The following is a 24,743-nucleotide window of genomic DNA, read 5'->3' on the forward strand; positions in this document are numbered from 1 at the left end:
GTTTTTTATTGGAAATCGTCGCTGGCCTAATTGCTTATACATTCCAACCTAAAAAACCGAGCTTGAATTTACGGGATTGTGATATAGCTATTTTTAAACGAAGCTGAGGTTATTCTATATAAAATACGCATTTAACCATAATTAAGTTTTTTTAAATCATGTTGATTAAATTTAATCAAAGATCATTAACCATTAACCATTAACCATTAACCATTAACCATTAACCATTAACCATTAGGAAAAATTTAAAATAAATCAGCGAGAAAAGTAATATTATCCGAAAAAACAAAGAGATACATTTATACCATTAAGCTGTTTTTTGATTGATTTATAAAGACAAAATAAATAATAGAGACCGATAAAAACCGTTCAGGATTACCAGTAAAACTACGTCAACAATAAAGATAAAACAGATATAATTAACGTTCATTGAACGAAAAATACGATATCCCATGATGATTAAATTTAATAAAAATCAGGCATTAAAAGCAGTAAAACCAACGACTAAAAACCTTATTACACCGATTAAAACCAGAGGTTAAAAAAGTGGCTTTTAATAACAGCTTAAAACCTACCGATCATAAATCCATCAGTAAAAAATCAGAAAAACAATTGGCTTTATTAATACCTATAAATTCCGAAAAAAGATAAATAAAAATATTAATCAGGCTAATCAAATAATACATTAAAAAACACCGACTTTAATAACATTCTCAACCGGGAATAAAATTTTTCATAAACCAGTTAAATAATTGTTTATGAAAAATATGAATAACAAAACCCTAAAATAGATGATTTAACCGAATATAAACTGGATTATTTTCAGCGTTATTATTTCGCATTTGTTATGCAACACCGCTATACATTAAATGGGTTGGTCAGCGGCCTGATAAATTCCCTGTTTTGCAACAGGGAATTTAATACGAAAAAGAGAGGCCCAAGCTACGATTTTTCAACCACAGATTCGTTGTTAGGTAACCAGTAACGCCGATGTTCAAAAGCATATTTGGGCAGTCGAATGCGTAACGGTTTCTGCCCGGAAGGCCAGCAAGTGCGCCAATCTATATCCTGACCTTGTAACCATAAGAATCGAGAATCGTCCTCTGCCATATGAAGCCATTGATCTTCTTTGGTTGCAGCAGACGAAGCAAAATCACGTAGTTGGTTTAGGAGATCCTGCCGTGATGTTGCAACAAACAGTGCCCGATGGGGGAGCGCCGCCCTGCCAAACTGTAATGTCCAACTAACCGCTTGCAGATCGATGTTTTCATCGTTTTCAATAAAATCTCCCAGCATAACCACTATTTTTTGCAACGATACCTGGCTATTGGCCGCGATGGGATAATAATATCTCTCCGAACTGGCTTTAATCTGTTGCTGAACTTTGGTCGGCGCCTCCTCCAAAATAACATGTGCGTTACTTCCACCCAATCCGAAAGAGCTAAGCCCAGCAAAACGTTTTTGCCCTACATCCACCAGCCAAGCGTTTTCCTCTGTAGCCAGTTGTAAGCGCGTGTCAGCGCTGTCAATTTCAGGGTTCAGACGCTGAAATGCCGCGCAAGGCACAATGGATTTATGCTGCAACATCAATAAAACTTTAACGATACCCGCTAACCCCGCCGCCCCCTCTAAATGCCCAATATTGGCTTTTATTGAGCCAATATAGCAAGGTTGCCGCATGTTTCCTGACTGATCACGATTAAAGACTTCATTAAGCGCATTAAATTCAATTGGATCGCCCAGCGAAGTTCCCGTACCGTGCGCTTCCAGGTAACTGATTTGCTCCGCAGAGATTCCAGCCTGTTGCAAGCAATCATTGACTAATGCAATCTGCTGTTCAGGGTTAGGTGAAGTCAGTGAGTTAGCACGCCCACCATGATTTACCGCCGATGCCCGAACGTATCCATAAATAGGATCCTGATCCGCCAATGCCTGTTTTTGCGTTTTCAAAAACAGACACACAGCGCCTTCACCACGGACAAAGCCATTGGCGTCCGCGTCAAAAACCCGGCAACAACCATCTTTAGATAACATTCCTGCCCGGTAATAAGCGGCCATGTTAAATGTGTTGCTCAACAAATTAATACTGCCAACTATCGCCTGTTGGCATTCCCCAGAACGCAATGAATTTACCGCCTGAGTCAGCGCCGTTAATCCGCTTGAACACGCGGTATCAATTTGCAAGCTAGGACCAACAAAGTTGTAATAGAATGACAACCTGTTTGCCAGTAGGCAATTCAGGGTTCCCGTCGTTGCATAAGCATTCGCCATTGCCATATCCGCTGCGACAAGTTCACGATAATCATTACTGCACGAGCCAATAAAAACACCGGTTTTTGATCCCGAATAACTCAGCGGATTAGTACCGCTATCTTCTATCGCTCGCCAAGTCAGCTCCAATAGCATTCTCTGCTGCGGATCCATCATGGCGGCCACTCGCGGAGAAATACCAAAGAATGGCGCATCAAAACCATCAATATTATTCAGCAACCCAGCTTTTAATGCTTTTTTAGGCAATGGGATAATGTAAGGTTTTCCAGACGCAAGCCGCTGCTCTGGAATCTCCTCTATCACACTACGTCCGGATCTTATGATCTCCCACATTTGCTCTGGGGAATCTTCCGCGCCAGGTAGTCGGAAGGCCATGCCCACAATAGCAATAGGCATCTGTTTTGTATCACCTGAACTGCTTACTGATGGAGTCATGGAGCCTAAATGCTCCAGCAAGGCGGATTTAGCTATCCGCTGTTCCTCCGGGCTTAGTGAATGGTATATGTGATACAGATTATCCATGCTTACCTCCCTCTATGAGGCGCTGCAATCCTAATGCTGCTTCGCCATCAAGACAACGCACCGCATTAATAAAGTCATCTAAGGAATGTTTCTTCTCGGCTACTTCAGTTCTGGAAATGTCAAGATACTCAATCAACCGATGCGGTGAGCTATAACGCCAGAACAGCGTAGGCGATAATTTCCGGCGAAAACGCACTGACATCAGCTCCGCAAGTTTTACCGCTTTTAGCGAATCAATGCCCAAATCAGCCCAGGTGCGTTGCATCATGGATTCAGTAAAATCCTCGTCCCAATTCAGGAAGTCAGCCAAGAGTGTGCGTAACTGCCCGGCAACCGGTTTGGCGGATTGACCTTCCATCTGATGTGCGACAGATTGCAGCCCAGACAGAGCGCGAACTTCAGTAGCAATCTCTGTAAGAAATTCAGCCGCTTCTACCCCATTCAGCAAATAGTGATTGAATGCCAGAACGAGGTTCATCTCTTTGTTGTGCGGAGCGCCGATGAATAATGTTGACTGAGATGGCGGCACGATAAGCGGCACAGCCGAGGTAGCGCCATCGCTGCCGGTATACGAGATCATCATGGGAACATCTATATCGACGGGCATTCTTTCAGCGTCGGGATCAAGTACACTATTCAGATGTTGCCTGAACTCAAAAAAGCCCATGGTCTGTGTTCCAGGCACTTTTAATGAACTCAAATCACCTTTTTCATCCAGAAAAGCAATACCCAGATTGATATCGGTATAAGTATGATAACGTTCTTGATCCAGCGGCCTTGAGCGCAGCATCGGGAATTTTTTCAGCGCCTGAGAAACTGCGTAAGTGATTACCTGAAACGGTGTTATCCACTCTTGCTGCCCAGAATTCTCGGTTAGATGACGAATGGCGTTATCAACCAGCTCAATCGACAGTGGTTTAGCCGCCCAACAAGGTTGTACCATACCGCTATTCAGCCGTAACGCGCGATTAAGGCGCTGCTGATCTTTTGACAGGAAACCAATATTGTCATCTTTGGCAGAGCCATTTTCCGGCAATTTGGTTTCGCTGTGCTTCAAGTAGTCATCAATGTGGCTGGGCAATAATATCCCATATTTTTCCGCCAATTGATTAAGAATGTGGGGCTCAATTTGGTGTTCTTGTGCATACAGACGGGTTTTGGGCGGAATACGCGCAGGAGGAACAGATACCTCAGGAGCAACCTCCACTTTTTTCTCCACGCTAACCGGCGGAGGCGTCAACTCTTCACTGACAGGGGAAGGCTCCGCCAACTCACCGGCAGCTCTGATGACCGCAATAGCCGACCCAACAGGAATAATATCATTTTCCGCAGCTAGCCATTTTTCCAGGATCCCCTCAACATCAGATTCAATGGTAAAGGCGGCCTTATCCGTCTCCATTTCATAAACAGGTTCATCACGCTTAACATGATCTCCCACCTGCTTAAGTAGCTGGGTGATGACAACTTCAGTGGTTCCTTCTCCCATCGGGGGAATAAGCAACTGTGCCATAAGTTCTCCTTAGCTCATTACCGCATATACGGAGGCCAAAATGTCATCCGTGCCGGGCAAAACAGCTTTCTCTAAACAAGGATTAAAAGGAATATGAATATCTTCACGCGTTACCAGGCGCGGAGGCGCCAGTAAAGAGAAGAAATTGTCATTCTCATCCAAAAGATCAGCAACAATGGATGCGCCAACACTGGCCGTCCGGGTATCCTCTTGTACAACGATAAGCCGCCCGGTTTTGCGTAAAGATTCTGCAATCCGTTGTTTATCCCAAGGTACCAGACTACGTAATTCAATCACTTCAATGTCAATATTGTTTTTTTCCGCCTGAAGAGCAGCCATAGTCGCAAGTTGAACGGTGTTTCCCCAGGCAACCAGCGTAATATCCTTTCCTGACCTGACGATATTTGCCTGGCCGAGAGGCACTGGACTCACCTGCCGGCGCTCATGACGCTCTCTCATAAGGTGTTTAGGGATCAGGATCAGACTCGGCATATCCAGACTTAACGCTGTACGGAACAACCCAATAGTATCGGCGGGCGTCGTTGGAACAAGAACATTAATACCGGGAATATGCGCTAAGATACCGTCCGAGCTCTGACTGTGCCATATACCGCCTCCTGGGAGATAAGCGCCATAAGGCGCATATATCACCACCGGGCAGCGCCATTTCCCCACCGTTCTCCAACTTAAAGTGCCAAGTTGTGACTGTAACTGGTTGAGACCCAGCCCAACAAAGTCGATAAATTGCAGTTCAACAATCGGACGCCAGCCACAAGCGGACAACCCAACAGATGAGCCGATAATCGTGGCTTCAGAAAGAGGGGCATTAATGACGCGATCAGGATAGCGGGTGGATAAGCCACGGGTGAAACCAAAAACACCCCCTTTAGGATCCTCAATATCCTCGCCAAATAACAGCACATTCGGATGCTGGCTCAACGCCTCATCCAAAACCTGATTGACCGCTTTAACCTGTGTCTCTTCGGCTTCCATCTCAACATGTACGACAGAAGCCCCCTGACGATTGCACAAATAGGTACTTACACTTTCAGGATCAGGCTCTTCCTCGTGATAAACACGCTCAAATATTTCCGCGACATCAGATTTAATGCTCTCTTTTTGTTCAGCCAAATCCTGATCATTAAGCGCCCCCTTTTCCTTTAAATAGGCGACGTAATTCTCAATAGGATCTTGTAACGCCTCTAGTTCTTCCTGGGAACGGTACAGTTTGTGAGAATCCGAATTGGAATGAGAATCTAACCGGTCCATACGACAAACCAAAATGCAAGGAGTTCGCTCAAATCGTGCTTTATGGAATACCTCCTGTGCAACAGGAAACACGGTCTCCGGCTTGCGGGCGTCAACCCGGCGAATCAAGCACTCGTTAAAAATTCCCAATCGATACGGCGCCATTGCCGCCGTTGACGTACTAATACCTAATTTATTATCAGAAACGACAAAAACAACCGGCAAACGCCTTTCAACCGCAAAGCTGACCGCTTCATAAAATTCTCCCTGCCGGGTTGCGGCATCGCCGACACCACACACGACAAGCCCATTTTTATTGTCCAACGCGCTTGCCCAGGCAGCTCCGGCTGCGGGAATACATTGGGTTCCGGTCAGGCTGACTACCGAAAAGATATTGTTCTCTTTGTCGCAAAAATGATTCGACATGGTCCGGCCGGCTGAGTGAGAAGTGGCCTTTCCCATAAGTTCCCTTGCCATTTCAACAGTAGACATACCACGCGCTAATACTAATGCCCGATCACGATAGTAAGGAACCAGCACATCATTCTTTTCCATAAGCTGCGGCAGCACTGCCAGCCCTTCATGTCCAGCAGCCGACACATGGAACCAAGCACGGCCTTGTCGCGTTACTAACGCACTACGGTTATCAATTTCCCGTGACAGCAGCATGTCATAAAGTAACTTTTGTTCATCCAAACAATTATCCATTGAAGGACTGTGCTCCTTAAGAGGTACTTCACTGATCTGTACGTCTATCACTCTCTTTTTCCTCACAAATAGTTAACGTGGTAGTTGTCGTTATTGCGCTTAATGCCTGATAAAGAAGCAAACACGGGGTAGTCCCTGTCATAACTGCCTGAGAGACTATCGATCCCGATAAAGAAGTGAACACGAGTAATCCCGCCATATGGATTACATAAAGATGGCGATATACGGTCACGATTCTTAATAACGTTTATACGCCTGACGTGGTGGGCAAAATTATCTCCATGACCATGAATAGCTTTGATTGTCGCAGTGTTTCCCGAATTTTGAGCATTGTCCTGAACACAATGTGACGCCATTTAAAAAACTCCAACCGTTGAACAATAGCCATTCGCTAAAAGCGGAGCCAATAAACACCGGTATTTCCATGATTACGTTATGATTAAAAAACAGGTTTTTACCTATGTCTTTGAATCCTGCAATGGTTAAGATACTGGAATCATTCATTACTTTGCTAAATTATTTTAATGAACAAATTTTCCCGACAAACCATTCATTAGATATTTTTATACTTAACCAAGGCATGGCTCCAATAATAGCATCTATTATATCAATCGAATTTAAGACTTTATGCTCACATCAAAACTCATTCTATTCTGTGATGAATGTCAATAATAACCTCGCTGTATCGAGTAATACATTAAATTGAGTTGATAAAATTACACAGTATTAATAACGATATTTTACAAAAATTTAGCTTATTATCTCCCATGTTTTATCATAAAAAAAATTGTAGTAATGCGGGAGTGATCACAAAAAGGGCACCCAAAAACTTAACTGTATGATTATTATGAATTTATCATCATAAACAGTACTGATATTATAATGCAATTAGTGGGATATCAACATATAAAAATATATTTCATAACCTTTTGAATATATTATCAAAATCATTCAAATAGTAAATTAAAAAAATGATAAAAAGGAATATCACTTTCACACTTGGTAAAATGATTAATTCATGCAATTATTTCCATTTCAGATATTTTTTCTTACTTTAAATAACAAAGGATATAATGAACAGCTCCCATGGTTCAGCAGTGGTTTTCAGTGATATACCACTCATACATAATCAATGATAGCTGAATACATCTAGCAATATTCAATATGCGAAAGAAGCTAAGGATATTTTTGGTCTTGATGAAAAGCAAGGATTAAACATGATCGATCGTGTATGGATATTAGGGGACGCCGTTGTCGATTTAGTTCCTGAAAATTCAAATAACTACCTGAAATGTCCCGGTGGCGCATTAGCAACTATTGCCAAAGGCGCAATAACTGCACTACCCAACGTCGATAAATTAACCGCTTTCTTGCAAATGCAAACCTAAATGCATGATGAAGCGCATCCATCCCATCATTACTTATCTTTCATAACAAATTTGCGTATTTGATCACAATAGTCTGACCTAGTTAATAAACTTAATTGCTATCTGCTTATCAACTCAATTATCTTTATTAATCTAAAAAACCAGCTTGATAATTTAACTACGATATAATAACCAATATCCCAAAAGGGCAGAATATCATGAAAAACCTTCGCTATCTGATTGTCACACTAGGATTAATATTTCCAGCCTCTGCCCTTGCTTCACCCACCAATAGCATCGAAGCACGCCTTGATGCGCTCGAACAGCGACTACAACAAGCAGAACAACGAGCCGCTCAAGCGGAAGCGCGGGCTACAGCCGCTGAGCAACACGCACAGCGACTGGAACAGCACGCTAAAACCAAACAACAGGCCACACAAGTAGCACAAAGCACGACTTCTTCGCTGGAAAATAGTGCCTCATCACCCAGCAATTTGAAACTGAATGATTTTGGCGATCTAAAACTGTACGGTGATGTAGAATTCAATCTCGACGGCACTAGCCGAAACGGTCAACTGACTTCACTGAAAACCAGCGATAATAAAGACTGGAAACCTGGCGACAAAGAACGTTGGAATATTAATGGCCGCATCTTGATTGGACTGGATGGCTACCGTCGCAATCAGAACGGCGACTTTGCCGGTTTCAGTGTGCAACCATTGGCAGACATGACCGGCAAAATGAATCTCGATGACGCCGCTTTCTTCTTCGGTAACGAGAAAAACTGGCAAGCCAAAATCGGGCGTTTCGAAGCCTACGATATGTTTCCACTCAACCAGGACACCTTTATTCAATATTCTGGTAATACCGCCAATGATTTGTATGCCGATGGTTTCGGTTATATCTACATGATGAAAGAAGGACGTGGCCGCAGTAACCACGGCGGTAACCTGATGTTAAGCAAATACGCCGGCAACTGGTATTTCGAACTCAACACGCTGCTCGAAGACGGCACTTCGCTATTCCAGGATAAAACCTACCATGGCAATACACTGGATAATAAGAAAAATGTTGCTTATCTGCGCCCAGTAGCAGCCTGGAAAAAAGACCAATTCAAAGCAGCAATAGCGATGGAGAGTAATGTGATCAACAACGCTTACGGCTACCAGAATGCCCAAGGGCAATGGATTGATCAATCCAAACGCAATGGCTACGGCATGACACTGAGTTGGAACAGTCTGGCAACCAACCCAGATGATGGCATTGTCGCCAACCTGAACACCGCCTATTTGGATGCCTCAGGCGAACAGAACTTCACCGCCGGAATCAATGTAACTTGGCATCGCTTCGAACTGGGCTATATCTATGCCCACAATAATATCGAAACGTTCAATACCGACGATATGAACGCACGTATCGATCACCCATTCAATGAACCGGGTAAATACGATATAAATACCATCCATATGTCATATCTGATTCCTGACATCATGAATATGCAGAATTTTAATCTCTATCTTGGTGCCTATGTCTCTATGCTGGAGGCCGATGCTAACAACAAAATTGCCAACAGTAATAATGACCGACGCTACGGCGCACGCGCCAGATTTAAATATCTTTTCTGATATAAGTTAATTGATTCTCGCTTTCACCCACCCACCGCGATATCTTTGCTTATAAGGGACTTTACAGAAAGCCTTTAATCCTGAGCGGCAGGTTTATCCTGCCACTTTTATTCAGAAACCTAAGCTATCCAGTAAATCATCAACCTGAGCCTGATTAGCAATAACGCCCACACCGTTTTGGTTCACCTGAGGACCATTTAGCAAGCTGTCAGCCTCTTTCTTAGTTTTCGCCATCTGATCAGCCGGCATGTTTTCCATTAATACCATCACCAACTGTTTTTCTATTTCCTGAATAACATCCATCATCCGCTTGATAACCTGGCCGGTAAGATCCTGAAAGTCTTGCGCCATCATAATCTCTAGCAGTTGAGCGTTAGTGAAAGCCGTATGTTCAGGTACAGTATTGAGGTAATTCCGGGTATCGGTAACCAATGAGCGCGCGACAGGCAATTCAACCGGATTTTCAAACCATTCATCCCAACGTTTGGTCAGTAAAATTGCCGATGATTCCAACTCATTCTGACGAGGTTGCGCCGCCTCAACACAGTTAAGCGCCCTTTCAGCTGCCTGTGCTGTCATCTGCACAACATAGTCCAAACGTTCTCTCGCATCGGGTATTGCCTCGGCGGCCTGAGCGATCGTCTGATCTAATCCCAGCTCACGTAAACTATCACGCAACATACGCGTAAGCTGACCGATCCGGCTGATAATTTCACTGGCGCTAATGGTCTCATCCCTCGGCATGATTGGATTTACACTCATTATGTCTCCTTAGAGGCCCAGTTTTTCAAATATTTTATTGAGCTTTTCTTCCAGAGTAGCAGCGGTAAAAGGTTTAACAACATAACCACTTGCCCCGGCCTGCGCCGCAGCAATGATATTTTCTTTCTTCGCCTCCGCTGTCACCATCAAAACAGGTATCTTAGCCAATTGCGCATCTTCACGAATGACTTTTAGCAACTCCAGACCATCCATATTAGGCATATTCCAATCAGAGATAATAAAGTCAAATTGTGATGAGCGAATCTTAGTCAGGGCTTCTGCCCCATCTTGAGCTTCTTCTACATTATTAAAGCCCAATTCTTTTAAAAGGTTACGAACAATGCGACGCATGGTTGAAAAATCATCAACCACCAGAAATTTAAGATCCTTATTCGCCATAAAAACTCCTTGAAATTATTTACCAGTCAGCACCGAGCTGCTTAAAAAATTAAATTTATCCGGCAACCGTTAAATACGGACAGACTGCCCCGAGCTTATTTTTGCCAGCATTTTCTTGCTCATTTTGAGGATATCCATGACTTCATCCACAGCCCCCATTTGTATTGCAGCTCTTGGCATACCAAACACCACGCAGCTCGCCTCATCCTGTGCCAATGTGTACGCTCCGGCTTGTTTCATCTCCAGCAAACCCGCCGCGCCATCATTGCCCATTCCTGTAAGTAATACACCAACAGCATTTCTTCCAGCAAATTTAGCTACTGACCGGAACAACACATCCACAGACGGACGATGGCGATTAACAGCCGGCGTATCAGTTATCAGAACCTGATAATCAGCACCATTACGACACAGTTCCATATGGCGATCACCTGGAGCAATGTAGGCGTGCCCTGGCAAAATCCGTTCACCGTTTTCGGCCTCTTTTACTGTAATTTGGCTAAGTTTATTCAGTCGTTCAGCAAAGGAACGAGTAAAACCCGGAGGCATATGTTGCGTAATCAGTAGTGCCGGGCTGGTTACCGGCAACGGTTGCAACAAATTCTTTATCGCTTCCGTTCCGCCAGTAGAAGCACCGACTGCAATCAGTTTTTCGCTGGATAGCAGAGGCTTAAAACTTAAAGGGGCAAAGTTTACCGGTGTAGTTGTTTGCACAGATAATTTAGCTTGTGCCGCCGTCCGCACTTTCTCCGCAATAAGTTCACTGTAAGCCAGCATTCCTTCACGAATACCTAATTGAGGTTTGGTGACAAAGTCAACGGCGCCAAGCTCCAATGCCCTTAATGTGATTTCAGAACCTTTGGCTGTCAGAGAAGAGATCATCACCACAGGCATTGGCCGCAGACGCATTAATTTTTCCAAAAAATCAATGCCATCCATGCGTGGCATTTCAACATCCAGCGTGAGTACTTGTGGATTATGTTTTTTAATCAGATCACGTGCCACCAGTGGATCGGGCGCGCAAGCCACTACCTCCATATCTGGATGGCTATTGATGATTTCCCGCATGATTTGGCGCATAAGCGCTGAATCATCAACACAAAGGACAGTTATCTTATTCATGACCTCTCCTTGCCCGACCTACACCATAAACAGTCTGTCCTTGCAAGTAGAATTCCCGGCTTATTTGAGTGACATTTTCGGAATGCCCGGCAAAGAGTAATCCATCGGGTTTTAATAAAGCAACAAAATGGCGCAGTATCCGTTCCTGCGTCTTTTTATCAAAATAAATCATTACATTACGGCAAAAGATAGCATCAAACTTACCTTCAAGCGGCCAATTGGGATCTAACAGATTTAAATGCTGGAATGTCACCATGTCAGCAAGTTGAGGCCGGACACGGGCGTAACCTTCATAAGCTCCAACGCCTTTAAAAAAGTAACGTTTTCTCTGCTGATCTGTCAGTTGACGCAACTCATCCAGCCGATAAACACCTTTACGTGCTTTTTCCAATACATGGGTATCGATATCACTGGCAATAATTTTTACCTGCTGAAAACGATGCCCTAGTACATCACTTAGCGTCATAGCAATTGAATACGGCTCTTCCCCTGTAGATGCTGCCGCACTCCACACCCGGTACGAGCCATTCTTCTTACTTGCATGTTTAGCTAACAAAGGGAAATGATGCGCTTCCCTGAAAAAAGCCGTCAGATTAGTCGTCAACGCATTGATAAATTCCTGCCACTCCTCACTGTCAGTATCATTCTCAAGAATAAACAGGTATTGCCCAAAATCACGTATTCCAAGCACCCGTAAACGCCGAATTAAACGGTTGTAGACCATCTCCCGTTTATGGGCAGCAAGCACAATACCAGCACGTTGATATATAAACTGGCAGATGCGCTCAAAATGCGCATCTGATAGGGTATAACGCTGAATCATGTGGTTCAGTGGCAAAGATGGCAAACTTGTCGCTGAAGCAATTAAATTTGGTTTCATCTGGCCTCAGCGAGTCTGACTGACCGCCCCTTCGCTGTCCGCAGATCTCAGCGTAAGTGAAAGTTCATTCTCAAGTTTATTTTCTGAATTATCAGGTAATTCAAACTGTGCTACTGTTTTCACCAGAATATCGGCCTGATCTTCAAGCGCCGCTGCTGCTGCTGCTGACTGCTCAACCAATGCAGCATTCTGCTGAGTAACCTGATCCATCTGCGTAACCGCTTGTGCCACCTGATGAATACCGCGACTTTGTTCATCAGATGCCGCAGCAATTTCGGCCATCAGATCCGTGACCCGGTTTACCGAAGCGACCAATTCATTCATGGTCTTCCCTGCATCACTGACCAGTTCAGAACCTTGACTCACCCGCTGAACGGATTCACTAATTAACGTTTTAATCTCTTTTGCCGCTTCGGCGCTTCGTTGAGCGAGATCCCTGACTTCACCAGCAACAACGGAGAAACCGCGGCCTTGCTCACCTGCCCGTGCAGCTTCTACTGCCGCATTAAGCGCCAGAATGTTAGTCTGAAATGCAATACCATCAATAACGCTGATAATGGCACTGATTTTCTGTGAGCTATTGGCAATTGCATCCATCGTCTCCACGACGTTGATTGTCAACTCGCCGCCTTTAGAAGCTGTTTTTGATGCAGACACTGCCAATTCACTGGCCTGACGGGCATTTTCCGCATTCTGTTTTACCGTTGCCGTCAGTTGTTCCATACTTGCAGCTGTTTCTTCCAGTGACGCCGCCTGCTCTTCCGTGCGGGAAGAGAGATCAGTGTTACCCTGAGTAATTTCCTGAATACCGCTATACATCAAGTTAGTATTCTCTTTCACCGAAGCAATGGAGATCACCAGTGAACGTTGCATTTCACGCAATTTGGAGAAAACTTCACCGATTTCATCATGAGTGAAAACAGAAACTTCTTTGTTCAATTTTCCTTCCGCAACATTCTGGAAGTGACTGCGCATATTAGCGAATGGTTTGAGCAGATTTCTTTTTAGCCACCAATGAGCTGCCCAGGCAACCACCAGTACCATCAGGATCGCTCCCGCGAACATGGCAGTTGCAATTTGATAATAAAAGCGACCATCTTGAACAGCTGTCTTAATTTCCTCTCCGATATACTGCATATATTGGTTGAAATCAGACTCCAGCTGCTGCTGATACTTTTCTGTTGGCTGGTTTAAAAATGCATCATAATTCCCCTGCTCCAAGAAAGCAGAGAGTTCCCTAAGTGCATTGATATATTCTTTGTAGCTGGTTTCCACGGATGCCAGTAATACACTACTGCCATCCTCGTCATTTAATTTAGGCAGTGCGATAAACTCCGCAAAATGCATCTCAGCCTTATCCAGCGTCTCCTTAACATTAGCAACCATGCTGTCAATATGAGCTTCAGATTGTTGCAGCGTTTTCCCTACAGCAATTCTATTCAGTGTATTACGCGATTGCAGCAAAGCCGCCCAACTCAATCCTAAAGTGTCTCTTTTCTGTGTGCCCAGATCAATCCGCTCGATATAAGTCTGGTCTGTGTGGATAATCCCAAGTGATAAACCACTTGAGATTATCTGCATCACACAAAACATCATCAGTAGCAGATATAAACTGGTTGATATACGAAGCCGGCCTAACATGTAATCACCTCGATTAACGGCTGCATATGCAGCCGTGGTTATCACTTAGTGTTTTAAAATGTTTCCCAATTAGATTGTTCTTCCACATTGCTGACTTTCTTCAACACCGGTGGATTCGATTTAGCAGGAAGAGTCTTAACCGCAGGTAAATGCTCAGTTTTTGTTTCTGGTTGAGACTTATCGTCAAGACTTGGTAACTGGAACAGAGAAACAAGTTTCTTCAATCCAGCCGCCTGATCTTCCAGCGCAGCCGCAGCCGCGGCTGATTGTTCTACCAAAGAAGCATTTTGCTGTGTTACACGATCCATTTCGGAGATAGCCAGGCCAACCTGAGTTATCCCTCTGCTTTGTTCATCAGATGCAGATGCAATTTCACCCATAATGTCAGTTACACGGGTGACTGAATTAACGATGTCGTTCATTGTTTCACCGGCACTTTCAACCAGGACAGAACCGGTATCCGCGCGGCTGACTGAATCTTCTATTAATGTTTTGATCTCTTTTGCTGCCTCAGCGCTACGCTGGGCAAGATTACGGACTTCTCCCGCTACGACAGCAAAACCACGCCCATGTTCACCGGCACGTGCGGCTTCTACCGCAGCATTAAGCGCCAGAATGTTAGTCTGGAACGCAATAGCATCAATAACACTGGTAATATCGGAAATCTTCTGAGAACTGCCGGCAATTTCATGCATTGTCTGCACAACATTCGCCACGACTTTCCCACCCTGACGGGCAATTTCAGAGGCGCTGTCAGCCAGGTTACTGGCCTGACGGGCATTTTCCGCATTCTGTTTTACCGTTGCCGTCAGTTGTTCCATACTTGCTGCTGTTTCTTCCAAAGAAGCAACCTGTTCTTCTGTACGTGAAGAGAGATCATTATTCCCGGCAGCAATTTCACTGGTTCCGTTATAAATATTTTCACTGCTGTGACGAACGCTACTGACAGTATTGATAAATTCTTTCTGCATATGTTTCAGGCCAACAGCTAACATACTCATCTCATTTCTGCCTGAAACAGTAATTTTCTGTGTCAAATCACCAGTAGAAAATGCCTTAATATTCTCCAATAATTTATTTAATGGATTCAGCAAACTATGCTTGATACTAACCCAACTGAAAATCATGGCTGAAACCAGAATCAGCATGATAATAACCAACATAATCACGGCATTTCTGTAGGATATACCCGCGTCAAATACAACATCGGAATAAAGATGGTCATTTTGAGTCAAATAGAAGTTATATTCTTCCTCAAAAGCACTCTGGTATTTGCCGGTTGGCTGATTAAAGAATTCCACCGCCCGATCATGTTCAATCAGGACAATGAGCTCATGAAGCGCTGAAATATAAACATCATAGGATTTTTTAAGGCGATTAAGGCTTTCTGATTCATGAATAGGCAATTTCGCCGTTTGTTCATATTGTTCAAAGCGCTGCTCTGCTATAGACAGATTACTTCTGGCATCAGTCAGCAGCTGTTCCATCGTGTAATAATTGTCAACGCCTTCATCCTTCATCATGTACCGAATGCCAGCACGGTTTAGATTGTTACGAGCCTGTAGCAAATTGACCCAAGTGTCATTCAAAAATGTCTGCTGCTCGCGCATCTTATCCAATATTTCCAGGTTTTCTTTATTACCTTTCAACTCATGGAAGAAAAGTCCCCCAGATATAAATTGCAGAGCACCAAATAATATGATGACCGCCATCAACCCGGTCACTATTTTCATTCGGTTAAACATGTTTTCCCTTTTTTACAATAGATCAGCATGGCTCTGTTATCGGCATAGCTAAAAGAAACTTTACTGGGAAAATAAAAAAATTTGAATATTTTTTCTGATTGGGATCAGCAGTGAATGGACAAAAAAATAGCTGCCATCTATTAGTCATGGCAGCTATTTTTAATGACTATTTTTTATGATTAGTTTTTAGCCATTGAATCTACCAGAGCCATCTCTTCACTATTAAGTAGCTTCTCAATATCCACCAGAATCAACATGCGATCATCAAGTGAACCCAAGCCAGTCAGATATTCAGTAGACAATGTCACTGCAAATTCCGGAGCCGGGCAGATTTGTTCAGCTTTGAGCGATAAAACATCTGAAACACCATCAACAACGATACCAACCACCCGGTTCAGCAAATTCAGAACAATAACCACAGTATTATCATTATAAGTAACAGTTTCCTGAGCGAACTTAATTCTCAGGTCAATAATAGGAACAATGACACCACGCAGATTGGTTATCCCTTTAATGAACGCAGGAGTATTTGCAATGCGGGTGACCTGATCATAGCCACGGATCTCCTGTACTTTAAGTATTTCGATACCATATTCTTCATCACCTAGGGTAAAAACCAGATACCCTTCTCCAGCAGTTTCTCCTGACAATTTATTAAAAGCTTCTATGGCCGACATAATCTTACCTTTTGCTGTGATATTGACGATTTTCTATAGGGATAATCCCCATTTAATGCTTATTTCTTTCTAATAACTCAGCTTTGCTGAGCGCCAATTGATCATGATTGAGTTGCTGCAACGCAGAGACATCAATAATCAATGCCACACTGCCATCACCCATAATTGTGGCAGCGGATATTCCCGGCACTTTGCGGTAGTTACTTTCGATATTTTTCACGACCACCTGATGCTGCCCAACTAACTGATCAACCAACAAGGCATAACGACGACCGGCACTCTGTACAATCACAACAATCCCTTTAGTTGGATCTGTTTTCGCCTCAGGAATATCAAAAACCCGATATAACTTAATCAGAGGCAAATATTCGCCTCTGACATGCAATAATTTTTCATCGCCGGCCAGTGGATAAATATCTTCTTCCTGCGGCTGAAGGGAACTGACTACCGCACTTAATGGCAAAATAAACACTTCATTATTCACTTTCACTGACATACCATCGAGGATTGCCAGCGTCAGAGGTAACAAAATCCGGGTAACTGTCCCTTTACCTGCCTGGAAGTTAATCTGGATTTGTCCCCCCATTTCCTGAATATTTCGCTTAACCACATCCATGCCAACACCGCGGCCAGATACATCTGTCACCACTTCAGCCGTGGAAAAACCAGGGGCGAAAATCAACATAGCAACCTCTTCGTTACTCATGTTTTCACTGACTGATAACCCTTGTGATATCGCTTTGGCCAGAATTTTTTCACGATTCAGCCCAGCGCCATCATCCACAACTTCAATGCAGATATTCCCACCCTGATGTTCAGCAGAAAGTGTCAGGTTACCCGTTTCAGGCTTACCTGAAGCGAGTCGAACTTCCGGTTCTTCAATACCATGATCAAGGCTGTTACGGACCAGATGAGTCAATGGATCAATAATACGCTCAATTAAACTCTTATCCAGTTCAGTGGAGCTGCCAACCAAAGTCAGATCTACTTTTTTATTCAGTTTGCCGGCAAGATCCCTGACTAAACGTGGATAACGGCTGAACACATATTCCATTGGCATCATGCGGATAGACATTACAGACTCTTGTAAGTCTCTGGAATTTCGTTGTAACTGAACCATGCAATTCAGTAAATCGCCATGTGAATTAGGTTCAAGATCATTACAATGCTGTGCCAGCATAGATTGTGTGATAACCAATTCACCCACTAGATTTATCAGTTGATCAACCTTCTCAACCGCAACCCGAATACTGGAAGACTCCGCACGCTGACGTGGCGATCCAGCCGGTGGCACAGGTGCAGGACGCCCGGCAGGCGGTATGGCGCTTTTTTCCGACACAATCGTTTTGACGGCTTTATTTGTATCCCGGTTTTTAACTTCATCTTTTGATTCAGCTACCGGCAAAAAAGTGATCTGTTCCGGTTCAATCACAAAACAGAGTACAGCGGTAATATCATCCTCTGTGGCTGATGTTACCAATGAGGCTTCTATACTATCCCGGGTCTGTTCCGCATCATAAACCTCCCCCAGATTAGCCAGTTCATCAAGCATTAAAGAAACTTCGCGCTCTTTCAGACCAGACAGATGAACCCGAACTCTGCCTTGCTGGTTTTTAGTCGCAACAGGTTCTGGTTTTAATTCTGGTTCAAATTCAGGCAATCCTGGCGCTACCTCAGCGATGACAGGCTCAACCTCGCCTTCATTTTCTTCCTGTACTTCCAATGCAAGCTGGCGCAAAGTCTCACAGATGTAGGTAAACGTACTTTCATCCGGCTCCTGAGAATTTTTATAGGCATCCAACTGTTGTTGCATAATATCTTTCGCTTCTAAAAACAGGTTGATAATGTCAGTCGTCAGACGCATTTCATCGCGTCTGGCACTGTCGAGCAAATTTTCCAGAACATGCGTAGTTTGCTGTAGCTTGATAAAACCAAAAGTCGCAGCCCCCCCTTTTATTGAATGAGCACTACGAAAAATAGCATTCAACTGTTCCTGATCTGGCGCATCGGGATCGAGCTGCAATAAATGCTGCTCCATATCCTCCAGCAATTCGTCTGCTTCATCAAAAAAAGTCTGATAAAACGCGGTAATATCCATTGTTACTCTGTCACCTTAGTCGGTACCACGATTGGGCTCAGTATTCAGCGATGCCGATTGAGCCGATACTGTGATTTCATTGGATTACTGTGTTGGCCCACTTTCAGCCGAATCCTTTCTAATCACCTCGTGAATTTCCTTACTATCGTTAATAATCAGGGAATTGCTGCCGGTGTTTTGCTGTTCAATCCGCTCTTCCGCTTGCTTATTGAGCACTAAAATACTGATACGACGGTTAACCGGAGAACTGGCGTCCTCCTGCTTCAAGCGGACAGTTGAAGCCATACCGACAACCCGCAATATCTTGTTTTCATCCAACCCGCCTATCAGCAGCTCTCTCCTCGACGCGTTAGCCCGATCTGCGGATAGCTCCCAGTTACTGTAACCACGCTCACCATTAGCATATTTCAAATCGTCAGTATGACCGGATAGGCTGATTCTATTTGGAATATCGTTCAGGATTGGTGCAATAGCCCGCAAGATATCACTCATGTAACTTTCGACTTTTGCACTGCCAACCATAAACATTGGCCGATTTTCCCGGTCAATAATCTGGATACGTAACCCTTCATCCATCATGTCAATCAACAGATGTGGACGTAATGCTTTAAGGCGGGGATCAGTAATGATCAACTGATCGAGTTGCTCACGCAGCCTATTTAACCTGCGGGATTCATCATTATCTTCAACGACTTCAACCTGACGCAGAATATCACCTTCCTGATAAAGCACATCCTGCCCTCCACCTGGGATAGGATTAGAGCTATCACTGCTGTGTTCCCCTTTATTTATCGCAACTTGTAACGGGGTACGGAAATATTCTGCAATTCGGGTCAATTCCTGCGGGCTGGAAATGGCCAACAGCCACATAACCAGAAAAAATGCCATCATAGCGGTCATAAAGTCAGCATAGGCAATTTTCCATGAACCACCATGATGTCTGGTCTCATTTCTTTTACGTCTTTTTACCCTAATGACCGAGACGTTACGCGACTTCATACTTGTTCTTCAGTTTCTTGCTGAACAGGCGCTTTCACCCGTCGAACATGTTCTTCCAACTCAGTGAAAGAAGGACGATCCGTGAGGTACAATGTCTTACGGCCGAATTCAACAGCAATTTGCGGGGCATAACCATTCAAGCTGGATAATAATGTCACTTTAATGCATTGCATCATTTTAATATGTTCGCCACTGCGCTGACGCAACAAAGTCGCAAGTGGAGAGATAAAGCCATATGCCAGCAAAATACCGAGGAATGTCCCAACCATAGCATGAGCAATCAGCACGCCAAGCTCTCCTGCCGGACGATCTGCCGAACCCAAGGCATTAACCACCCCCATAACAGCAGCCACAATACCAAAAGCAGGAAGTGAATCTCCAACCATCATCAGGCTGGTCGCCGGGATCTCGCTTTCCTGTTCATAAGTTTCAATTTCGTCATCCATCAAAGCCTCAATTTCATGAGGATTCATATTGCCACTCACAATCAACCTCATGTAGTCGGTGATAAAATCCATCAAATGCTTATCCTTAAGCAAACGTGGATATTGGGTGAAAATATCACTCTGCTGCGGATTTTCAATATCCCGCTCTAATGCCAAAACACCATGCATACGGGATTTTGCTAACAACCGGAAAAGCAGAGCCAGCAGATCCATATACATCGTTTTGTTATATTTAGATCTGCGCATTACCTTTGGCAAAACACGCAATGTTGCCTTAATCGCTTTCCCGTTGTTACCAACAATAAAAGCACCGATGCCAGCACCAGTGATAATTAAAAATTCAGCGGGTTGATAAAGTGCGCCCAAATGACCACCTACAATCAGGTAACCACCGATTACCGCACCAAAAACTACGATATATCCTAAAAGTACTAACACGCGATATCCTTTAGCTAAGTTGGTGAGCGGATGGGAAGTTGAACAGTCTGAATCCAGAATGGTTGCAATTTCAACACAGGTTACAGGAAAAAAAGTGCAAATCCGTAACCTGTAGGAATGATTTTCCCATTTAAATTCACATTGCGCGCTGAGCAAATCCATCCAGCAGTTGTGAATTACTATCGGCAGGCTGAAAGGAAAGTTTACGTTTTTTTACGGCGCGTGATGGCGGTTGACAAAGACTACAAACAAAGCTGTTCACAGGTTGATGGGCATGAGTAATAAAAGTTCCGCCACAAGTGCGGCACTGTGAAGGTTGCAACATGCCACTGTCTACAAAACGTACCAGAGTCCAGGCGCGAGTTAGCGCCAGAATAGGAGTATCCCCTCCAACGGGAGGGCATTGTTCAAGATAGAGCCGATAAGCTTTAACAACCGCCTCCACACCATCGCAATAACCGCTTTTAAGTAAGAAACGATAGGCATTATAGAACATTGATGAATGAATATTCTGTTCCCAAGTCATAAACCAATCTGTTGAAAAAGGCAGCATCCCTTTAGGGGGAGGGCTTCCCCTCAACTCTTTATAAAGCTTAATTAGCCGCCCTCTGCTTAATTGCGTTTCACTTTCAAGCATTTGTAACCGTGCGCCTAAAGTGATGAGTTCCATCGCAAGATGTATATCCTTAGCTTCTTGAACTATACTTTTCTCGGCCATCTCTTATGCTCTTTTTTTCACTGAAGTATCATCTTTCGAAGATAATTGCTGAAACAGATGAGTCGATAACAAAATGCCTGTGTGTATTTGTTGTAAATCATCCACTCGAGACTCCCTGGTAAGCTGCTGAATAGTTTCACTGTTTTCGAACCGAAAATTACAGACTAATTGATTAGTCTCGGCGAGCTTTACCAACTGAGGTAATGTCAATTCAGACAACGTATCAGCCATAGAATCGCTAATACCTAAACGGAACATCGCTGATGCTTTTTCATGGTTAATTAACCGCTGAGCTAAAAGCAGATACGATAAATTTATGTCATAAATATGTTTGAGCAATTCAACCGTACTCATTTCTCTATCCCGTCCGATTACATTAAAAAATCAGTTAAGTGTTCGAAAAACCACTCGTGACAAAATTCCTAAAATAGCTTAGGGATTAATAATCTCTTACATAACTAAAATATACAGGCTTAGTCAGAGCAGTAACCATCCCTTGTATTACCTTTGATTCGTCCAACTTCAAAAATATTACGGCAATGAGCTGCAAAAGTATTATTGCGTTACCTGATATAACATTTTTACTACCGATTAAGAATATTCTTAATGCAGAACAACTTTACTCCTGAATCATCAACTTATACAACGGAAAGAGAACGCAATTTTAAATACTATGTGACATGACTCACAAAAACAAAGGCTTTTAATATGTGTTTAATCGATGAATTGATCATTAATTACTCAAACAATTAAATAAAATCCGAATTTCCAATTTTAATAAGTTAAATTATCTAAATAAAAATATTAGGTATATTTTTTGATTTTATACGATCTATTAAACTTACATACTCAAAATAACGATAAAAAACTCCTCCCTTAGTGAAATTACAACTATAAAATCAGATATATACCTGAGTAATTGGTGTAAAAAATAATCTTATTCTAAGATCTGACATCTCCATTTGTACGATAAAATAGATTAATTTTATGTAAAATTTAGTTGCAAAAAAGATACCGGTATGATCACTTTTAGTTTAGATTTGTACTTTCTTTAACCACAAGACTTAACTAAAAGCACATACCACCATATACAAATAACACCAACCATACAAAAACAGCATAAAATACAGTAAGATAATGAATAAAAAAACAACTACAGCAGGATTTTATTGCTCAAATAACAACCAATACACAGCATGAAGATAATAGAAAAAGCAGGATAATGTTAACTCCAGACAACCAAATAAATGGCAAAAATCATTAATAAAACTTATCAAAACCCCATATTTCATAATATAATAAAAACGCACGACCCTCCTATTTATTACTTTATTTTTTCACCTTTAGTTTTCATGTTTAAAATTATTAATTAATCAAACTTACACATAGTCAATATATATTCTTTAGAAACATTAGGCATTTTAAATAAACAATAGATTATTTATTAATCTAATCTTACCTTTTAAATATTTATAATAGATATTATTACAAATATAAAATCTTTAATCAACATAAATATATAAAAAATCAAATATCAATCACGAATACAATTACAATTTATTATATAATTCAACAAAAATATAATTCACAAATTAATATTTAGATGAATAAAATACACTATTACAATGTTCATGAACTCATAATATAAATCAAATATTAAAATAACTTTTTTTCATCATCCACTATTTCATATGAAATCTACAACCCCCATCCCAAAAATATTGTTTTCATATGTAAAAAAATACAAATATGATCGTCATTAATTCACATTATAGATACCATTATTCGAATGATAATCATGGATAAAATAATTAATTCCACAAGAAAAAAATTGATTAAAATTTATCGCAAAAATAATTAATAGCAATAGAGCAGTAAAATAAAAGCCATTTTTTACCAAAAGAATATCATTAATAACTATTGATAGTGAAAATATCATAATATTTTTATATCAAAGACGAAAAATATATTATTTAGATGAACAATTTTTTTCCCACATAAATAGTAGTTATATTTTTTCAAGTAACCATAACCACTCACCAAGCATGGAAAACAATGCAACAACTGATTAAAGTCTCATCTAACCACAGAAAATATTCTTAGGGCAAAGACTCTAAACCCATTAACTGATTAAATGAGAAAAGAATAAAATGGATATCGAGAATCATTATCAATTATGCAATCAATGATACTGAAAATACCGCTGTGATTTGGATATTGGATAAAAGACATCCTCCATGAGAGCAAAATACAAACAAACCACACCTGCCATTTAATACACCAATTATGATTAAATAAAACGCCATATACAATATTTTTTACTATAAAAAATCCTATATCGACATATATATCTAAATAGAAAAAAGAAAACAAACCAGTTCTGCCGATACAATAAAATATCCAATATTTTTATTGCCTTATTGATAAGGTTTTCCCTGAAACTCTTTATTCATTTTATCTCAGCGTAAAAAAAGCTACGAAATATCACATATCAAATCTTGTACTAGTAAATGGATATTTTTCATCAGCAAAAATGGAATAAAAACGCTGACAATTCACATTGAAAAAACATTACTAACGTCTGAACTTACCGTTATATTCAAGCACTTGATGATATTCCCTCGTATCTATCTCCCTTAACTATCCTTCGTCTAACGCCCGCAGATTTTTCTCAAGCCTGGTAAATATCCATCACTTTTTTTGTATATCTGTACCTGTTGCAACACCAACGTATCTCAATACCACAACCTTATTAACGTCATTGCCAGGTAAACCTTCTGTATACCGGCTCTTGTTAACAAGGGATTTTTACAACGCCTCCGTTTACTAAATACCGATCTTATTTCATTTCCCAGGATTCCAACACCTACCAGCTCAGTTTGTTGAGCTATTAAAATAACTTCGAAATCTAATCCTACATCATGACAAACCATGACAGTAATAACAGAATTATCTTCGGTAAGAACTTTTACTGTCCCACCACCCTCTCTTAATACAAAAATAGTAAAGGTGGCTTTCTTCTCTGCGGGAGCAAAAAGAGTTAGTCATTCTTGTAATATCACGGCTCTTTCACCATCAAAAGGCAGCAAGTGTTTTTACTTTATCATCGGACAAATATCGAACTGCTAAACTAATACACTGAAATCTTGCCCAATGATAACCATTAGCTACTATCATTATTTTTTCACAGCATACTTCATCAAGCAGAATTATTATCTATTTTACTCTTATATAAGAACAAACTTAGATCATTCTTCTACCTCACTTTTGCAAGTGAAATAATATTTCCACTGAGAGTTCTGAGCAGTAATAGGCAACCGATGCCGAACAAAATAAAATGGCAACTCATCAATTTTTCTGTATCCGCGTACGATACCTATATCAGATTTATCCGATCAAACTTGATGTTAGAATGACAATCATCAGCAACACCTCAATAGTTAATTAGATGATAATTGCTATGGTAAAAAACACCGAATTTAACTACCATCCAACCTAATAAAACCATCAATATATAATACCCCAAAAAAACTATTATCCATATAAAACGAATTTGCAACCAACTCG

The 24,743-nt window shown here is 41.8% G+C and carries 16 protein-coding genes and 3 pseudogenes; 3 read left to right on the forward strand and 16 right to left on the reverse strand.

Annotated elements, in window-relative coordinates:
- Positions 1-107: pseudogene (locus ABR397_RS25405) on the forward strand (IS982 family transposase); the annotation flags it as partial.
- 835 nt (positions 108-942) lie between these two features.
- On the opposite strand, the gene ABR397_RS02745 reads toward ABR397_RS25405, so the two are convergent.
- From ABR397_RS02745 to ABR397_RS02760, 4 genes are read right to left on the reverse strand one after another with little or no spacing between them, the layout of a single operon-like run.
- Positions 943-2,793, reverse strand: a complete 1,851-nt coding sequence (locus ABR397_RS02745) for a type I polyketide synthase (protein ID WP_350304369.1) — start codon at positions 2,791-2,793, stop codon at positions 943-945.
- Positions 2,786-4,303 carry a biotin/lipoyl-containing protein gene (locus ABR397_RS02750; protein WP_350304370.1) on the reverse strand — a complete coding sequence of 506 codons (1,518 nt, stop codon included), beginning with the start codon at positions 4,301-4,303 and terminating at the stop codon, positions 2,786-2,788. The genes ABR397_RS02745 and ABR397_RS02750 overlap by 8 nt, the downstream gene beginning before the upstream one ends.
- Positions 4,304-4,312: 9 nt before the next feature.
- Entirely contained in the window at positions 4,313-6,310 is a 1,998-nt protein-coding gene (locus tag ABR397_RS02755) for a dehydrogenase E1 component subunit alpha/beta (protein WP_350304371.1), read from the reverse strand.
- 11 nt (positions 6,311-6,321) lie between these two features.
- On the reverse strand, positions 6,322-6,615 hold the full coding sequence (locus ABR397_RS02760; protein ID WP_350304372.1) for a hypothetical protein: 294 nt from the start codon (positions 6,613-6,615) through the stop codon (positions 6,322-6,324).
- A gap of 861 nt (positions 6,616-7,476) precedes the next feature.
- On the opposite strand from ABR397_RS02760, the pseudogene ABR397_RS02765 reads away from it, so the two are divergent.
- Together ABR397_RS02765 and ABR397_RS02770 are read left to right on the forward strand one after the other, a co-directional pair.
- Positions 7,477-7,587: pseudogene (locus ABR397_RS02765) on the forward strand (aminoimidazole riboside kinase); the annotation flags it as partial.
- Between the two features lie 257 nt (positions 7,588-7,844).
- Positions 7,845-9,251, forward strand: coding sequence for a carbohydrate porin (locus ABR397_RS02770; RefSeq protein ID WP_350304373.1), 1,407 nt, complete (start codon positions 7,845-7,847; stop codon positions 9,249-9,251).
- Positions 9,252-9,362: 111 nt separating this feature from the next.
- Here ABR397_RS02770 and cheZ read toward each other — a convergent pair whose 3' ends face one another.
- From cheZ to flhD, 12 genes and pseudogenes are all read right to left on the reverse strand, one after another.
- On the reverse strand, positions 9,363-10,013 hold the full coding sequence (gene cheZ, locus ABR397_RS02775) for a protein phosphatase CheZ (RefSeq protein WP_350304374.1): 651 nt from the start codon (positions 10,011-10,013) through the stop codon (positions 9,363-9,365).
- A gap of 9 nt (positions 10,014-10,022) precedes the next feature.
- Positions 10,023-10,412 (reverse strand): chemotaxis response regulator CheY, encoded by a 390-nt coding sequence (cheY, locus tag ABR397_RS02780; protein ID WP_021326097.1) that lies wholly within the window; start codon positions 10,410-10,412, stop codon positions 10,023-10,025.
- Between the two features lie 69 nt (positions 10,413-10,481).
- Positions 10,482-11,534: a protein-glutamate methylesterase/protein-glutamine glutaminase gene (locus ABR397_RS02785; protein ID WP_350304375.1), complete on the reverse strand. Its 1,053-nt coding sequence runs from the start codon at positions 11,532-11,534 to the stop codon at positions 10,482-10,484.
- Positions 11,527-12,414: a protein-glutamate O-methyltransferase CheR gene (cheR, locus tag ABR397_RS02790; protein WP_350304376.1), complete on the reverse strand. Its 888-nt coding sequence runs from the start codon at positions 12,412-12,414 to the stop codon at positions 11,527-11,529. The genes ABR397_RS02785 and cheR overlap by 8 nt, the downstream gene beginning before the upstream one ends.
- A 6-nt stretch (positions 12,415-12,420) precedes the next feature.
- Complete coding sequence (locus ABR397_RS02795; protein WP_350304377.1) at positions 12,421-14,055, reverse strand: methyl-accepting chemotaxis protein; 1,635 nt, start codon at positions 14,053-14,055, stop codon at positions 12,421-12,423.
- 53 nt (positions 14,056-14,108) lie between these two features.
- The gene (locus tag ABR397_RS02800) at positions 14,109-15,800 is read right to left on the reverse strand and encodes a methyl-accepting chemotaxis protein (RefSeq protein ID WP_350304378.1); all 1,692 of its coding nucleotides are present in this window, start codon (positions 15,798-15,800) and stop codon (positions 14,109-14,111) included.
- A 179-nt stretch (positions 15,801-15,979) separates the two neighbouring features.
- Positions 15,980-16,477 carry a chemotaxis protein CheW gene (gene cheW, locus ABR397_RS02805; protein WP_350304379.1) on the reverse strand — a complete coding sequence of 166 codons (498 nt, stop codon included), beginning with the start codon at positions 16,475-16,477 and terminating at the stop codon, positions 15,980-15,982.
- Positions 16,478-16,529: 52 nt separating this feature from the next.
- Complete coding sequence (cheA, locus tag ABR397_RS02810) at positions 16,530-18,575, reverse strand: chemotaxis protein CheA (RefSeq protein ID WP_350304380.1); 2,046 nt, start codon at positions 18,573-18,575, stop codon at positions 16,530-16,532.
- A gap of 123 nt (positions 18,576-18,698) precedes the next feature.
- Positions 18,699-19,574, reverse strand: a pseudogene (gene motB, locus ABR397_RS02815) (flagellar motor protein MotB); the annotation flags it as partial.
- Positions 19,571-20,458, reverse strand: coding sequence for a flagellar motor stator protein MotA (gene motA, locus ABR397_RS02820; RefSeq protein WP_350304381.1), 888 nt, complete (start codon positions 20,456-20,458; stop codon positions 19,571-19,573). The pseudogene motB and the gene motA, both read right to left, overlap by 4 nt.
- A gap of 136 nt (positions 20,459-20,594) precedes the next feature.
- Positions 20,595-21,176: a flagellar transcriptional regulator FlhC gene (gene flhC, locus ABR397_RS02825; protein WP_350304382.1), complete on the reverse strand. Its 582-nt coding sequence runs from the start codon at positions 21,174-21,176 to the stop codon at positions 20,595-20,597.
- A gap of 3 nt (positions 21,177-21,179) precedes the next feature.
- Positions 21,180-21,530 carry a flagellar transcriptional regulator FlhD gene (flhD, locus tag ABR397_RS02830; RefSeq protein WP_054475700.1) on the reverse strand — a complete coding sequence of 117 codons (351 nt, stop codon included), beginning with the start codon at positions 21,528-21,530 and terminating at the stop codon, positions 21,180-21,182.
- Positions 21,531-24,743 lie beyond the last annotated feature (3,213 nt).

It is taken from the genome of Photorhabdus viridis (assembly GCF_040256935.1).
Classification (GTDB): Bacteria; Pseudomonadota; Gammaproteobacteria; order Enterobacterales; family Enterobacteriaceae; genus Photorhabdus; species Photorhabdus viridis.

What these genes read in the sequence shown, in the direction of transcription:
- cheA (WP_350304380.1), bottom strand. Translation starts at nt 18,575, where the DNA reads ATGGATATTACCGCGTTTTATCAGACTTTTTTTGATGAAGCAGACGAA.
- cheW (WP_350304379.1), bottom strand. Translation starts at nt 16,477, where the DNA reads ATGTCGGCCATAGAAGCTTTTAATAAATTGTCAGGAGAAACTGCTGGA.
- ABR397_RS02785 (WP_350304375.1), bottom strand. Translation starts at nt 11,534, where the DNA reads ATGAATAAGATAACTGTCCTTTGTGTTGATGATTCAGCGCTTATGCGC.
- ABR397_RS02800 (WP_350304378.1), bottom strand. Translation starts at nt 15,800, where the DNA reads ATGTTTAACCGAATGAAAATAGTGACCGGGTTGATGGCGGTCATCATA.
- ABR397_RS02795 (WP_350304377.1), bottom strand. Translation starts at nt 14,055, where the DNA reads ATGTTAGGCCGGCTTCGTATATCAACCAGTTTATATCTGCTACTGATG.
- ABR397_RS02760 (WP_350304372.1), bottom strand. Translation starts at nt 6,615, where the DNA reads ATGGCGTCACATTGTGTTCAGGACAATGCTCAAAATTCGGGAAACACT.
- ABR397_RS02745 (WP_350304369.1), bottom strand. Translation starts at nt 2,793, where the DNA reads ATGGATAATCTGTATCACATATACCATTCACTAAGCCCGGAGGAACAG.
- flhC (WP_350304382.1), bottom strand. Translation starts at nt 21,176, where the DNA reads ATGGCCGAGAAAAGTATAGTTCAAGAAGCTAAGGATATACATCTTGCG.
- ABR397_RS02750 (WP_350304370.1), bottom strand. Translation starts at nt 4,303, where the DNA reads ATGGCACAGTTGCTTATTCCCCCGATGGGAGAAGGAACCACTGAAGTT.
- cheR (WP_350304376.1), bottom strand. Translation starts at nt 12,414, where the DNA reads ATGAAACCAAATTTAATTGCTTCAGCGACAAGTTTGCCATCTTTGCCA.
- flhD (WP_054475700.1), bottom strand. Translation starts at nt 21,530, where the DNA reads ATGAGTACGGTTGAATTGCTCAAACATATTTATGACATAAATTTATCG.
- ABR397_RS02770 (WP_350304373.1), top strand. Translation starts at nt 7,845, where the DNA reads ATGAAAAACCTTCGCTATCTGATTGTCACACTAGGATTAATATTTCCA.
- cheY (WP_021326097.1), bottom strand. Translation starts at nt 10,412, where the DNA reads ATGGCGAATAAGGATCTTAAATTTCTGGTGGTTGATGATTTTTCAACC.
- cheZ (WP_350304374.1), bottom strand. Translation starts at nt 10,013, where the DNA reads ATGAGTGTAAATCCAATCATGCCGAGGGATGAGACCATTAGCGCCAGT.